The sequence below is a fragment of the Puerhibacterium puerhi genome, from assembly GCF_009846865.1.
GTDB lineage: Bacteria > Actinomycetota > Actinomycetes > Actinomycetales > Cellulomonadaceae > Puerhibacterium > Puerhibacterium puerhi.
In genome coordinates this window covers 76851-90183 of sequence record NZ_WUWN01000013.1, presented here as the reverse complement: position 1 = coordinate 90183, position 13333 = coordinate 76851, and the positions used below count along the sequence as shown (strand labels likewise).

The window sequence follows — 13333 nt, the reverse complement described above, 5'->3', positions numbered from 1 at the left end:
CACCCGTTCGCCACTGATCCACCCAGCAAGCTGGGCTTCACCGTTCGACTTGCATGTGTTAAGCACGCCGCCAGCGTTCGTCCTGAGCCAGGATCAAACTCTCCGTAAATGTCTGATGCCACCAGGCCAGGCCCGGTAACGACCATACGAAGCACCCCCAAAAAGGGGCATCTAATCAACTGGCAAGGAACCAAACTGACAGTTCAGTTCATTGTCCAAAGGAATCCTCCAAGAACCACCAGACGGCAGTCCCCCGAGGGATACAAACTTGGCATTGACTGTCAAGCACACTGTTGAGTTCTCAAACAACCGACGCACACCATCCGGCTCGAGTCTTTCTCTCTCACCGCCCGGGGCGACTTCGTCTAACTTACCAGATCCCTTTCCGTTATTCCAACCCGCTGGGCGACCCGAAGATCACCGCGAGGCCGGCGGAAATGAATCCCGGCAAGCCCCCGCACCGCTTCTCGTTGTGGGCGCACAAAGCACCCGCACTTCGATCGGTGTGAGTTCCAGCCCCGGCGCGGCCACCCGATCGCCTCGGCGTCTCCGCCTCGTCGATCTCGTCGTGTCCGCCGGCCCGTCGGGCTGACGTCGTAGAACATTACACGCCCCGCGGCGGGGCGCCAACCCGCCGACGCGTGATCGCGACCACACGCCACGCGGTGCGTCGTCCCCGGTCCGTCGCCGGTCTCGGCGGCGGTGCCGGTGCAGCACCTCCAGTGTCGCGCGGTACTCCGGACCCCGCCACCCGAACAGCGCGGTCGCGGCCTCGGTGCCGCGGGCGGCTCGCTGGTCGGCCGCACGCGCCCGCGCCGCGCGGCCCGCCCTACATTCGGGACGTGAGCACCGTGCCCTCCTTCTCGCCCGCCTCCTCCGCCGCTGCGCCCCCGGTGGGGCCCGCCGTCGTCGTGCGCCGCGCCGCCCTCGCGGAGGCCGCCGACGTCGCCTGGCTCGCCGCCGCCACGTTCCCGCTGGCCTGCCCGCCCGGCACGGAGCGGACGGAGATGGCCCTGCACGTCGCGCGCAGGCTCACGCCGGCGCAGTTCCGCGCGTGGGCCGCGAGCGCCGACCACGCACTGCTCGTCGCCCACGCGGCGGACGACACCACCGCCGAGCGCCTGCTGGGCTACGCCCTCGTCCAGGTCGGCACGCCGGACGGCGACCAGGAGGCTGCCGTGCTGCGGGAAGCGACGGGGGGCCCCGGCCCGTACGCCGAGCTGTCGAAGATCTATGCGCACCCGGAGGCCCAGGGCACCGGGTCGTCGTCGGCGCTCATGCGCGGCGCGCTCGCCGCGGCCGCCGAGCTCGCCGCCGCGCACGGGCACGCCGCGCTGCCGCTGTGGCTCGGCACCAACGGCGAGAACCGCCGCGCCCAGGCCTTCTACCGCAAGCACGGCTTCGAGGTCGTCGGCACGCGCACCTACGACGTCGGCGGCCAGCTGCACGACGACGTCGTGATGCTCCACCGCGGCTGACCCCGCCCGGCGCGCCCGGGGCCGGGCACCGCCACGGGTGCCCGGCCCCGGGACCGCTCGCTCAGCCCTTGCGCGCCCGCAGCGCCGCGATCCGGTCGTGGCTGCGCTCGGCGTTGCCGAACGAGTCCGCCGGGTGCGGCGGCTCGGCGACCGTCGCGGCGTTGTCCTGCTCCCAGATGCCGTGCTGGCGCCCGACTCCCTGGAGCGCCCCGAGGAAGCCCCGGTAGTCGATGTCCCCGACGCCGAACTCGACGATCGAGTACCCCGCCGCCGTCTCGTTCGCCCTGCCGTCCTTGAGGTGGAACAGCGGGTAGCGCTTGCGGTCGGCCAGCACGTAGTCGATCGGCTCGAACCCCGGGTAGCGGTGCTTGCCGACGAAGGCCCAGTAGACGTCCATCTCGAGGAACACCGACTCCGGGTCGGTGTTCTGCAGCAGCACGTCGTACAGGCGCACCGACGGCTGGTCCGTGGCGAACGCGAACTCGCCGTCGTGGTTGTGCTGGTAGAACTTCAACCCGCGCGCCCGGGCCGCCTCGCCGAACCGGTTGAACTGCTCGGCCGCCGCCTGGTACGCCGCGACGGTGCGGGTGCTCGACGGCGCGTTGGCGGTGCCGACGTGCGGCATGCCGAGCTCCTCGGCGATGTCGAGCTCGCGCTCGAGGTTCGCCGCGAAGTCGCCGATGCCGCGGTGGGAGCCGACCGCGCGCAGGCCGTTGTCGTCCAGCAGCCGGCGGATCTCCGCGATGGTGATCGGGCCGGTGCCCTGGGTGTAGCCGGCGAACTCCACCTCGGAGTAGCCGATCTCCGCCAGCCGCTCGAAGACCGTGCGGAACCCCAGGCTCTGCACCTTGTCGCGGATCGAGTACAGCTGGATGCCGAGCTTGCCCGGGGGCACGAGCCGTGCTCCCCCGCCGCCGGCCGCGGCACCGGTGCCGGCGCCCGGCGCCGCCGCGGCGACGGTGGCCGTGGACAGCGTGGCGGCGCCCACGGCCACCGTCGTGCCCGCGAGCCGGAGGAACGACCTGCGGTTGACCTCACTGCGTGGTGTCATGCTCGATCTCCCTTGATCGAACCGGCGGCGACGATCGCCGCCGGGGCAGTTGGACGCCGCCCGCGTCCCGCGGCGCCGCCGTCCCGCGGCGCACCGGCCGCGGACGCGAGCCGGCAGGCGGCCCGCGGGCGCGGGCCGCCTGCCGGTCGGGGGGGCTACCGGCTCGAGAAGGCCGCGTCGAACGCGGCGTCGGGCGCGTCGAACGCCAGGCGGCGCACCAGCTCGAGCGCCTCGGGGGCGCCCACGAGCCGGTCCATCCCGGCGTCCTCCCACTCCACCGAGATCGGCCCGGTGTAGCCGATGGTGTTGAGCATCCGGAACGCGTCCTCCCACGGCACGTCGCCGTGGCCGGTGGAGATGAAGTCCCAGCCGCGGCGCGGGTCGGCCCACGGCAGGTGGGACGACAGCCGGCCGTTGCGGCCGTTGGTCATCCGCTTCTTCGTGTCCTTGCAGTCCACGTGGTAGATCCGGTCGCGGAAGTCCCACAGGAAGCTGACCGGGTCCAGGTCCTGCCACACCATGTGGCTCGGATCCCAGTTGAGCCCGAAGGCCTCGCGGTGCCCGATCGCCTCGAGCGTGCGCACGGTGGTCCAGTAGTCGTAGGCGATCTCGCTGGGGTGCACCTCGTGCGCGAACCGCACGCCCACCTCGTCGAACACGTCCAGGATCGGGTTCCACCGGTCGGCGAAGTCCTGGTAGCCCGCCTCGACCATCGCCTCGGAGGCCGGCGGGAACATCGCCACGTACTTCCAGATCGACGAGCCGGTGAAGCCCACGACGGTCTTCACCCCGAGCCGTGCCGCCAGCCGGGCGGTGTTCTTCATCTCCTCGGCCGCGCGCTGCCGCACGCCCTCGGGGTCGCCGTCGCCCCACACCCGGTCGGACAGGATGTCGCGGTGGCGCTGGTCGATCGGGTCGTCGCAGACGGCCTGGCCCTTGAGGTGGTTGGAGATCGCCCACACCTTCAGGCCGTGGCGCTCGAGCAGGTCCAGGCGGCCCTGGACGTACTCGTCGTCGTCCCAGCGCCACGGGTCCAGGTGGTCGCCCCAGCAGGCCAGCTCCAGCCCGTCGTACCCCCACGAGGACGCGAGCTTGGCCACCTCCTCCAGGGGCAGGTCGGCCCACTGGCCGGTGAACAGCGTGATCGGTCGTGCCACGGTGAGCTCCCTTGCTCTCGTCCGGGTTGCGTGACTGCTCAGTCGGGGTCGGCGGCGCCGACCCCGGCGGCCGCGCCCTGCGCGGCGGGGACGGCGTCGACGTCGGGCAGGTCCACCCAGCCACCCCCCGCCGCGGCGCTGCGCTCGACGGCGTCGAGCACGCGCTGCACCACCAGGCCGTCGGCGAACGACGGCGTGGGCTGGCGCCCGGCGGCGAGGTCCCCGACCAGGTCGACGACCTGGTGGGTGAACGCGTGCTCGTAGCCCAGGCCGTGCCCGGCCGGCCACCAGTGGTCGACGTACGGGTGGGTCGGCTCGGTGACCACGATGCGGCGGAACCCCGCGGTGCGCGGGTCCTCGGTCGCGTCGTACAGGTGCAGCACGTTCATGTCCTCGAAGTCGAACGCCAACGACCCCAGCGACCCGTTGATCTCGAGCCGGATGGCGTTCTTGCGGCCCCAGGCGAAGCGGGTGGCCTCGAAGCTGGCCAGCCCGCCCCCGGACAGGCGCGCGACGAACACCGCGGCGTCGTCCACGGTGACGGGGCCCGTGCCCTCCCCCGCCGCGCCGTGCAGGCCGGCGAACTGCGCCGGCCGGGGCCGCTCGTGGACGAACGTCTCCAGGAGCCCCGCCACGCCCGTGAGCCGCTCGCCCGTGACGAACTGCGCGAGGTCGACGACGTGCGCGCCGATGTCCCCGAGGGCGCCGGAGCCGGCCTTCGTCCTGTCGAGCCGCCACGACAGCGGCGCCTGCGGGTCGGCGAGCCAGTCCTGCAGGTACTGCGCGCGCACGTGGCGCACCTGGCCGATGCGCCCCTCGGCGACGAGCTGCTGCGCGAGCCGGACCGCCGGCACCCGGCGGTAGGTGAACCCCACCGTCGCCCGCACGCCGCGCCGGGCGGCGGTCGCCGCCGCGGCGGCCATGGCCTCCGCCTCGGCGACCGTGTTGGCGAGCGGCTTCTCGCACAGCACGTGCTTGCCCGCCTCGAGGGCGGCGATCGCGATCTGCGCGTGGGTGTCGCCCGGCGTGCAGACGTCGACGAGGTCGACGTCGTCGCGGGCCACGAGCTGTTCCCAGCTCGTCACCGACTCCTCCCACCCGAGCCGGGCGGCGGCCTCGGCCACCGCGGCGGCGTCCCGGCCGGCGACGACGCGCATCCGCGGCGTCAGCGGCAGGTCGAAGAACCGTGGCGCCGTGCGCCACGCCTGCGAGTGGGCCTGGCCCATGAAGGCGTACCCCACCATGCCGACGCCGAGCTCCGGCGTCGTCCCGTGCTGCTCCATCTCGGCTCCCTCCGTCTCGTGCTCGCCCGCCGGGGCGGGCCGCCGCGCGGCCCGCCGGACGGCGGGCGCCGTCCCGGTCGGCCGCGGGCGGTCGCCCCGCCCGCGGCCGGCGCGTCAGGACTCGAAGCCGATGGACATGAACTCGTCGACGTTGTCGGCGGTGACCACGGGGGCGTACAGGGTCGTGGTGCGCGGCACGCCCACCGACGCCAGGTCGCTCATGGACTTGTTGTGCGCCACGAGCCGGGCCAGCTTGATGCCGTCGGCGGCCTGCGTGGACGGGTAGACCACGGTGGCCTGGACGACGCTGTCGCCGGACTGGATCTCGCGCATCATGTTGGCGGAGCCGGCGCCGCCGACGAGGAAGAACTCGTCGCGCCCGGCGTTCTCGATCGCCGCCAGCACGCCGACGCCCTGGTCGTCGTCGTGGTTCCAGATGGCGTCGATCTTCGGGTTGGCCTGCAGCAGGTTGGTGGCCGCGGCCTCGCCGCCCTGGACGGTGAAGTCCGCGGCGACGCGGGCGTCGACGTCCAGGCCGCAGTCGGCCAGGGCGTCCTTGAAGCCCTGGCTGCGGTCCTGCGTCAGCGGCAGCGAGTCGATGCCGGCGATCTCCGCGACGACGGCGTCCGGGTTGTCGCCGAGCTGCTCGCAGATGTACGTGCCGGCGGAGACGCCCATGCCGTAGTTGTCGCCCAGGATCGTGGCGCGGGCGGCGAACGGGCTCGAGAACTCGCGGTCGACGTTGATCACCGGGATGCCGGCGTCCATCGCCTTGGTGGCGACCTCGGTCAGCGCCGCGCCGTCGAAGGGCAGCAGCACGATCGCGTCGACCTTGTCGTTGATGAAGCCCTCGATCTGGCTGATCTGGAGGTTGACGTCGTTGGTGCCCTCGGCGACGCGCAGGGTGACGTCCTCGTAGTTCTCCGCCTCCGCACGCGCGGCCGACGTGATGGCGCCCATCCAGCCGTGGTCGGCGGCAGGCGCCGAGAAGCCGATGACGACCTCGTCGCCCGGCTCGTCGTTCTCCGTGCCGGCCGCGGCCGCGGCGTTGCCGCCGCCGCCTTCGTCCTCCTGCTGCGGCGGCTCGTTGCTGGTGCAGCCGGCGGCGAGCAGGACGGCCGCCGAGGCCGCGATGGTGGCACCGACGAGGCGCCGGCGCTGCGTGCGTGCGGACATGAGATCTCCTTCGATCCGGATCCTGGAGGGGTGGGGCAGGACGGGGGCTCGGTCAGGTGGTGGCGGTGTCGCGGCGGGCGAACCACTGCTGCAGCAGGACGGCGCCGACGATGATCGCGCCCTTGGCGACCGCCTGGACCGAGCTGTTGAGGTCGTTCTGGATGAAGACGTTGGTGAGGGTGGAGAAGATCAGCACGCCCAGCACCGTGCCGACGATGGTGCCGCGGCCGCCGGCCAGCAGCGTGCCGCCGACGACGACGGCGGCGATCGTGTCGAGCTCGAGGAGCGTGCCGTTGGTGGAGGAGCCGGCCGTGGTGCGGGCCAGCATCATCACCGCTCCGATGCCGGCGGCCAGGCCGGTGAGCCCGTACAGGTACAGGGTGTGCCGGCGCACGTTGATGCCGGCCAGGCGGGCGGCCTCGGGGTTGCCGCCGACGGCGACGGTGCGGCGGCCGAACGTGGTCCGGTTGAGCAGGAACCACCCGGCGACGGCGACCACGAGGAAGATCCACACGATGACCGGCAGGCCGAGGAGGTCGCCGCGGAAGATGTCGAGGAACGAGTCCACGGTGACGATCTGGGTGCGCCGGCCGGCGATGATCTCGGCCAGCCCGCGGGCGGCGGCCAGCATCGCCAGCGTGGCGATGAACGCCACGACCCGGCCGTAGGCGATGAGCACCCCGTTGACCAGGCCGGCGCCGAGGCCGACGGCCAGCGCGCAGCCGACCATCACGACCCAGCCGTACTGCTGCGCCATGGCCTGGGTCGCGAGGGTCGACGCCCACACGGAGGCCAGGCCCAGCACCGACCCGACCGACAGGTCGATGCCGCCGGCGGTGATGACGAAGGTCATGCCGATCGCCAGCACGCCGGTCACGGCCGCCAGGCTGAGGATCACCTCGACGTTCTGCAGGCTGGCGAAGCGGCTGCCCGCCGTCGCCCAGCCCACCACGCACAGCAGCGCCAGGGCGACGACGAGCCCGCCGTTGCGGGCCGCGCCGCTGCTCGACCACCGGCGCGAGCCGCTGTCGATCGCCTGCTGATGCCCGCCGGCGGTCCCGGCGTCCTGTCCCGGCAGCCGGTGGGCGATGTCGTCGCCTGCCGTCGTGCGGGCTCCGATGGTCGGCTCGCTCACGCTGCGCTCCCTTCCATGACGAGGTCGAGCACGCGGTGCTCGTCGATCTCGGTGGCGGCGGACTGGTGCACCACGCGTCCCTCGGCCACCACGAGGACGCGGTCGGCGAGCCCCAGCACCTCGGGGATCTCGCTGGAGACGACGAGCACCGCGGTCCCGGCGTCCGCCAGGCGACGGACCAGGCCGTAGATCTCCGCGCGGGCGCCGACGTCGACGCCGCGGGTCGGCTCGTCCAGCAGCAGCACGCGGCAGCCGTGCACGAGCCAGCGCGCCAGCATCGCCTTCTGCTGGTTGCCGCCCGACAGGGTGCGCGCCGCGCGCTCCACCTGGGCGGGACGCAGGTCCAGCGCCGCCACCTGCTCGCGCGCCACCTTGCGCTCGGCGCGCTCGTCGAGCAGCCCGCCGCGGGCGAAGCGCCCGAACGTCGACAGGGTGATGTTGCGGTAGACGGGCTCGTCGAGCAGCAGGCCCTGGCTCTTGCGCTCCTCGGGCGCGAGCCCGATGCCGGCGCCGACGGCGGCACCCACCGAGCCCGGGCGCAGCCGCTGGCCGTCGACGCGCACGCTGCCGGTCGTGGCACGGCGCGCGCCGTAGAGGGTCTCGAGGATCTCCGACCGGCCGGCGCCGACGAGCCCGGCGAGCCCGACGACCTCGCCGGCGCGCACCTGGAGGCTCACGTCCTCGAAGACGCCCCGCAGGCCGAGGTTCTCGACGTCGAGCACCACCGGCGCGTCGGCCGGCACACCGGGGCGCGGCGGGAAGTCGAACTCCACCGTGCGGCCGGTCATGAGGCGGATGAGCTCGCGGGTCGGCGTGCTCGCCACCGGCAGGTTCTGGGCGACGGTGCGCCCGTCCTTGAGCACGGTGATGCGGTCGCCGATCTGGCGGATCTCCTCCATCCGGTGGGAGATGTAGACCACGGCGACGCCCTGGGCCTTCAGCTCCCGCACGATCCGGAAGAGCGTGGCGACCTCGCCGGTGTCCAGGACGGCGGACGGCTCGTCCATGACGATCACGCGCGCGTCGTGGGACAGCGCGCGGGCCATCGAGACGACCTGCTTGCCCGCGGCGGACAGCGTGCCGACCTCGCGGTGCGGCGAGATGTTGCCGTGCCCGAGCCGGGCCAGCAGCTCGCGGGTGCGCCGCGCCGCCTCGCGCCGGCGGGAGAACCCGGCCGAGTCGAGCTCGTGGCCCAGGAAGACGTTCTCGGCGACCGTGAGGCCGTCGACGACGTCGAGCTCCTGGTAGATCGTCGCCACGCCGAGCTTGAGGCCGGCCACCGGGCTGGGGATCGTCACCGGCTCGCCGTCGATCAGGATCTGCCCCTCGGTCGGCTGGTGGGCGCCGGCGAGCACCTTGATCAGGGTCGACTTGCCGGCGCCGTTCTGGCCGAGCAGGCAGTGCACCTCGCCCGGCAGCACCTCGAGGTCCACGCCGTCGAGCGCCCGCGCGCCCGGGAAGACCTTGACGATGCCCCGCATCTCCAGCAGCGGACGGCCGGCCGCCGTGGCGGTCGGCGCCTGCGTGCGCTCCATCGCGTCGTGGGCGGCCTCGCCGCCGTGACGGTCGTCACTGACCATGCGTCGGAACGTAGTCGGACTTTTGACGGTCGTCAATCATAAGTTCCACGGTCATCGATCGTGATTGACTGTGCCCATGGTGGAAGTGATGACGCACCCCCGTCCCGCAGCGCCGCGCGGCGCCGGAGCGGGCGAGCTCTTCCAGCTCCTGCGCGACGGCCGGCCGCGCACCCGGGCCGAGCTGGCGGGCATCACGGGCCAGGCCCGGTCGACCGTCGCCGCGCGCATCGACGCGCTGCTCGCGGCGGGGCTCGTGGCGCCGGCGGGCGAGGCGACGTCGACCGGCGGGCGGCCGCCGACGACCTTCGCCTTCCACCCGGGGGTCAAGGTGGTGCTCGGCGTCGACCTCGGCGCGACGCACGCCCGCCTGGCGGTCACCGACCTGTCCCCCACCGTGCTCGCCGCCCACGACGCGCCGCTGGCCATCGCCGACGGACCCGACGCGGTGCTGGCGTGGGTCGCCGAGACCGGCGCCAAGCTGCTCGAGGAGGCCGGGCGCAGCGCGGCCGACCTCGTCGCCGTCGGCGTGGGGCTGCCCGGGCCCGTCGAGCACGCCTCGGGCCACCCGAACAACCCGCCGATCATGCCGGGGTGGGACGACGCCGACGTGCCCGGCATCCTCGGCGCCCGGTTCGGCGTCCCGGTGCTGGTGGACAACGACGTCAACATCATGGCGCTGGGCGAGCACCGCGCGGCCTGGCCGGACGTCGACGACCTGCTGTTCGTCAAGGTCGCCACCGGCATCGGCGCCGGGATCGTGACCGACCGGCACCTGCTGCGCGGCGCGCAGGGCGCCGCCGGCGACCTCGGGCACGTCGCGCTGCCCGGCGCCGAGCAGGTGCAGTGCCGCTGCGGCAACCTCGGCTGCCTCGAGGCGGTCGCGAGCGCGCAGGCGGTGGCCGACGCGCTGCGCGCCCAGGGCGCGTCCGCGCGCACCGGGGCCGACGTCGTCGCGCTGGTGCGCGCGGGCGACACCGCCGCCGCGCAGGCGGTGCGGCAGGCCGGGCGGGACATCGGCACCGTGCTCGCCGCGAGCGTCAGCCTGCTCAACCCCTCGGCGATCGTCATCGGCGGGATCCTGGCCGAGGCCGGCGAGCACCTCGTCGCCGGTATCCGCGAGGTCGTCTACCGACGCTCGCTCCCGCTGGCCACCCAGCACCTGCGGATCGTCACCGCCCGCACCGGCGCCGAGGCCGGCGTGCTGGGCGCGAGCGTCATGGCCGTGGACCACGTGCTGTCCGCCGCCGCGATCGACGCCGCCCTGGAGGCCTGAGCCGGCCGTCACCGGCGGCGGACCACGAGCACCGCGGAGTCGACGCGCGGCGGCGGGGAGAACGCGCGCCGCGGCAGCGCCCGCGCCACCTCGACGTGCCAGCGCGGCGCACCCGCGTAGCGCTCGGCGAGCCGCCGCGCCGCCTGCCGCTGGAGCACGAGGTCGGCGCGCACGAGCGCCGTCCGCCGGTCCAGGAGCGCGCGTACCAGCGCCGTCGTGTGCCCGTACGGCGGGCTGGCCACCACCCGGAAGGGCCGGCGCGGCCAGCGCACGGCGGCCAGGTCGACCGCGACCACCCGGACGTCGGCGCCGGCGAACCGCTCCCGCAGCGCCTGCGCGCGGCCGGGGTGCAGCTCGACCGCCACGACGCGGGCGCCCGCCGCCACGAGGTGGTGGGTCAGCGCGCCGGTGCCGGCCCCGAGGTCGAGCACGAGCTCGCCGGGCAGCACGCCGGCGTCGGCGACGACCGCGCGGGCGAAGTCAGCGCGGAGCGGGTGCCAGCCCCACGCGCGCCGCGACCCGTTCCCGGGCACGGCGCACCATCACCATGAACGTCATGGCGCGACCGTAGGCGGCACCGGGCCGAGCGGGCGACGGATTTTCCGCCGGCCGCTCAGCCGTCCTCGCCCGGGGCGCCGTCCGCAGCCGGCTCTGCGTCCGGCTCTGCGGCCGGCTGCGCGCCGCCGAGCGCGGCCGGGCCCTCGGCGAGCAGCCGGGTGAACTGCGCCTCGTCGAGGATGGGCAGGCCGAGCTCCTCGGCCTTGGCGGCCTTGGACCCGGCATTCTCGCCCACGACGACGTAGTCGGTCTTCCTGGACACCGAGCCGGCCGCCTTGCCGCCGGCGGCCAGGATGGCCTCCTTGGCGCCGTCGCGGCTGTAGCCCTCGAGCGAGCCGGTGACCACGACGGTCAGCCCGGCGAGCGGGCCGGTCGGCCCCTCGGCGGCCTTCTCGGCCATCGCCTGCGGGCCCGGGTGACCGGGCGTCGCGAAGCGCACGCCCGCGGCCTGCCAGGTCTCGACGATCTCGACGTGCCAGTCGACCTCGAACCACGCCTTGAGCTCGGCGGCGATCACCGGGCCGACGCCCTCGACGTTCGCCAGGTCCTCGAGCGACGCCGCGCGGATCGCCTCGAGCGAGCCGAACCAGTCCGCCAGCGCGCGGGCCGCGACCGGCCCGACGTGCCGGATGTTGAGGGCGACGAGCTGGCGCCACAGGTCCTTGGTCTTGGCCCGCTCGAGCTCCTCGAGCAGGGTGGTGGCCTGCGCGGAGGGCGCCCACTCGGGCAGCTCCTCCCCCGCGTCGGCGGCGGCCTGGCGCTGGGCCTTGGTGTGGCTCAGCCGGCGCCGGAACGGTGCGCGGCGGCGCGCGACGCCGTCGTCGTCCACCTTGGGCAGCCCGGTCTCGGCGTCGCGCACGACGACCTCGATGGGCAGCAGCTCCTCCAGGGTGAGCGAGAACAGCCCCGCCTCGGTGCGCAGCGGCGGCTGCTCGGGCACGTCCGGCTGCGTCAGCGCGGCCGCGGTGACCTCGCCGAGCGCCTCGACGTCCAGGGCGCCGCGCGAGCCGATGTGCTCGACCCGGCCGCGCACCTGGGCCGGGCAGGACCGGGCGTTGGGGCAGCGCAGGTCGACGTCGCCCTCCTTCATCGGCCGCAGCGGGGTGCCGCACTCGGGGCACTCGGCGGGCATGACGAAGTCCTCGCGGGGATACCCGTCGTCCGCGAGCGCCGAGACGGGCCCGACGATCTCCGGGATGACGTCGCCGGCCTTGCGCAGCACGACGACGTCACCGATCCGCACGCCCTTGGCCTTGACGACGTCCTGGTTGTGCAGCGTGGCCTGGCGCACCGTGGACCCGGCGACCTCGACCGGCTCCATGACCGCGAACGGGGTGGCCCGCCCGGTGCGCCCGACGGCGACCTGGATCGCCACCAGGCGGGTGTTGACCTCCTCCGGCGGGTACTTGTAGGCGATGGCCCAGCGGGGGGCGCGGCTGGTGGCGCCGAGCCGGCGCTGGTCGCCCAGCGCGTCGACCTTGACGACGATGCCGTCGAGCTCGTGCTCGATGTCGTGCCGGTGGGCGCCGAAGTGCTCGATCATCTCGACCACGCCGTCGATGCCCTCGACGACGCGGTTGTGCGGGGAGACGGGCAGCCCCCACCGGGCGAACAGGTCGTAGGCCTCGGACTGCCGGGCCAGCTCGGTGTGCTCGCCCGCCGTCCACTGCAGGGCGCCCACGCCGTGCACGTACAGGCGCAGGGACTCGACCCGGGCGAGCCCGGCCTCGGCCTCGAGGCCCTCCTTCTTGTCGAGCAGCTGGCGCAGCCCGCCGGCCGCCGCGTTGCGGGGGTTGGCGAACTGCGGGAACCGGCGCAGCGCGGCCAGGCGCGCCCGCTCCTCGTCGAACTCGCGCGCCGAGGTCGCCCGGCCGCCGTGCCGCTCGCGGGCCTCGGCCACGGCGCGCTCGCGCAGCTGCGCCTGCAGGTCGTTGAGCCGCTCGAACGCCGCGACCGGGATGAAGACCTCGCCGCGCACCTCGACGAGGTCGGGGTGGCCCTCGCCGGCGAGCTGCTGGGGGATATCGGCGATCCGCAGCGCGTTCTGCGTGACGTCCTCGCCCGTGCGGCCGTCGCCGCGGGTGGCCGCGCGCACGAGGCGGCCCTTCTCGTACAGCAGCGCGATCGCGAGGCCGTCGATCTTCACCTCGGACAGGTAGCCGACGCGCTCGGCGCCCAGGTCGCGGGCCACGCGGGCGTCCCAGGCGCGCAGCTCCTCGACGGAGAAGACGTTGTCGAGGCTGAGCATGCGCTCGACGTGCTCGACCGTGGCGAAGCCCTCCGCGGCCGCGCCGCCCACGCGCTGCGTGGGCGAGTCCGGCGTCTGCAGCCCCGGGTGCGCCGCCTCGAGCGCCTCGAGCTCGCGCATGCGCGCGTCGTACTCGGCGTCGGACACCAGCGGGGAGTCCTGCTCGTAGTACGCGCGCTGGTCCGCCTCGACCAGGTCGCGCAGCTCGACCCAGCGGCGCTGCGCCGCCTGCTCGTCCAGCTGGGCGGCCGAGAGGGCCGACCCGCCCGGGGTGCCGTCGCCGGCGGTCGCGTCCGTCGTCGTCTCGCTCACGGGCACATCATCGCGCGAACCGGGGACACGCCGCGCCCGGAGCCCCGCGCGGCCGCCGCGGCGCGCGCCGGCGGGGCCCCGG

10 protein-coding genes and 1 rRNA gene are annotated in these 13333 nt (G+C 74.4%); 2 read left to right on the top strand and 9 right to left on the bottom strand.

Annotated elements, in window-relative coordinates; translation table 11 throughout:
* Positions 1 to 109 (bottom strand): 16S ribosomal RNA (locus tag GSF02_RS09380); the annotation flags it as partial.
* A 733-nt stretch (positions 110 to 842) separates the two neighbouring features.
* Here GSF02_RS09380 and GSF02_RS09375 point away from each other — a divergent pair.
* A complete protein-coding gene (locus tag GSF02_RS09375; protein ID WP_159795072.1) occupies positions 843 to 1478 on the top strand; it encodes a GNAT family N-acetyltransferase in 636 nt (211 codons plus the stop codon).
* Positions 1479 to 1539: 61 nt separating this feature from the next.
* Here GSF02_RS09375 and GSF02_RS09370 read toward each other — a convergent pair whose 3' ends face one another.
* The 6 genes from GSF02_RS09370 to GSF02_RS09345 all read right to left on the bottom strand — a co-directional run bounded on the left by GSF02_RS09370 (position 1540) and on the right by GSF02_RS09345 (position 8761).
* Positions 1540 to 2529, bottom strand: coding sequence for a sugar phosphate isomerase/epimerase family protein (locus GSF02_RS09370; RefSeq protein ID WP_159795069.1), 990 nt, complete (start codon positions 2527 to 2529; stop codon positions 1540 to 1542).
* A 155-nt stretch (positions 2530 to 2684) separates the two neighbouring features.
* Positions 2685 to 3686, bottom strand: coding sequence for a sugar phosphate isomerase/epimerase family protein (locus tag GSF02_RS09365; protein WP_159795066.1), 1002 nt, complete (start codon positions 3684 to 3686; stop codon positions 2685 to 2687).
* A gap of 38 nt (positions 3687 to 3724) precedes the next feature.
* Positions 3725 to 4969 (bottom strand): Gfo/Idh/MocA family protein, encoded by a 1245-nt coding sequence (locus GSF02_RS09360; RefSeq protein WP_235915472.1) that lies wholly within the window; start codon positions 4967 to 4969, stop codon positions 3725 to 3727.
* A 114-nt stretch (positions 4970 to 5083) separates the two neighbouring features.
* Positions 5084 to 6145: a substrate-binding domain-containing protein gene (locus GSF02_RS09355; protein WP_159795063.1), complete on the bottom strand. Its 1062-nt coding sequence runs from the start codon at positions 6143 to 6145 to the stop codon at positions 5084 to 5086.
* Between the two features lie 52 nt (positions 6146 to 6197).
* A complete protein-coding gene (locus GSF02_RS09350; protein ID WP_235915476.1) occupies positions 6198 to 7178 on the bottom strand; it encodes an ABC transporter permease in 981 nt (326 codons plus the stop codon).
* Between the two features lie 98 nt (positions 7179 to 7276).
* Positions 7277 to 8761, bottom strand: coding sequence for a sugar ABC transporter ATP-binding protein (locus tag GSF02_RS09345; protein ID WP_235915475.1), 1485 nt, complete (start codon positions 8759 to 8761; stop codon positions 7277 to 7279).
* Between the two features lie 187 nt (positions 8762 to 8948).
* Between GSF02_RS09345 and GSF02_RS09340 the strand changes: the two genes are divergently transcribed.
* Positions 8949 to 10133 (top strand): ROK family transcriptional regulator, encoded by a 1185-nt coding sequence (locus GSF02_RS09340; protein WP_159795056.1) that lies wholly within the window; start codon positions 8949 to 8951, stop codon positions 10131 to 10133.
* Positions 10134 to 10141: 8 nt separating this feature from the next.
* On the opposite strand, the gene GSF02_RS09335 is transcribed toward GSF02_RS09340, so the two are convergent.
* Both GSF02_RS09335 and ligA read right to left on the bottom strand, forming a co-directional pair.
* Positions 10142 to 10666, bottom strand: coding sequence for an rRNA adenine N-6-methyltransferase family protein (locus tag GSF02_RS09335; RefSeq protein ID WP_159795053.1), 525 nt, complete (start codon positions 10664 to 10666; stop codon positions 10142 to 10144).
* 80 nt (positions 10667 to 10746) lie between these two features.
* Positions 10747 to 13251: an NAD-dependent DNA ligase LigA gene (gene ligA / locus GSF02_RS09330; protein ID WP_408003882.1), complete on the bottom strand. Its 2505-nt coding sequence runs from the start codon at positions 13249 to 13251 to the stop codon at positions 10747 to 10749.
* Positions 13252 to 13333: the final 82 nt, after the last annotated feature.

What these genes read in the sequence shown, in the direction of transcription:
- GSF02_RS09370 (WP_159795069.1), bottom strand. Translation starts at nt 2,529, where the DNA reads ATGACACCACGCAGTGAGGTCAACCGCAGGTCGTTCCTCCGGCTCGCG.
- GSF02_RS09360 (WP_235915472.1), bottom strand. Translation starts at nt 4,969, where the DNA reads ATGGAGCAGCACGGGACGACGCCGGAGCTCGGCGTCGGCATGGTGGGG.
- GSF02_RS09355 (WP_159795063.1), bottom strand. Translation starts at nt 6,145, where the DNA reads ATGTCCGCACGCACGCAGCGCCGGCGCCTCGTCGGTGCCACCATCGCG.
- GSF02_RS09345 (WP_235915475.1), bottom strand. Translation starts at nt 8,761, where the DNA reads ATGCGGGGCATCGTCAAGGTCTTCCCGGGCGCGCGGGCGCTCGACGGC.
- GSF02_RS09340 (WP_159795056.1), top strand. Translation starts at nt 8,949, where the DNA reads ATGACGCACCCCCGTCCCGCAGCGCCGCGCGGCGCCGGAGCGGGCGAG.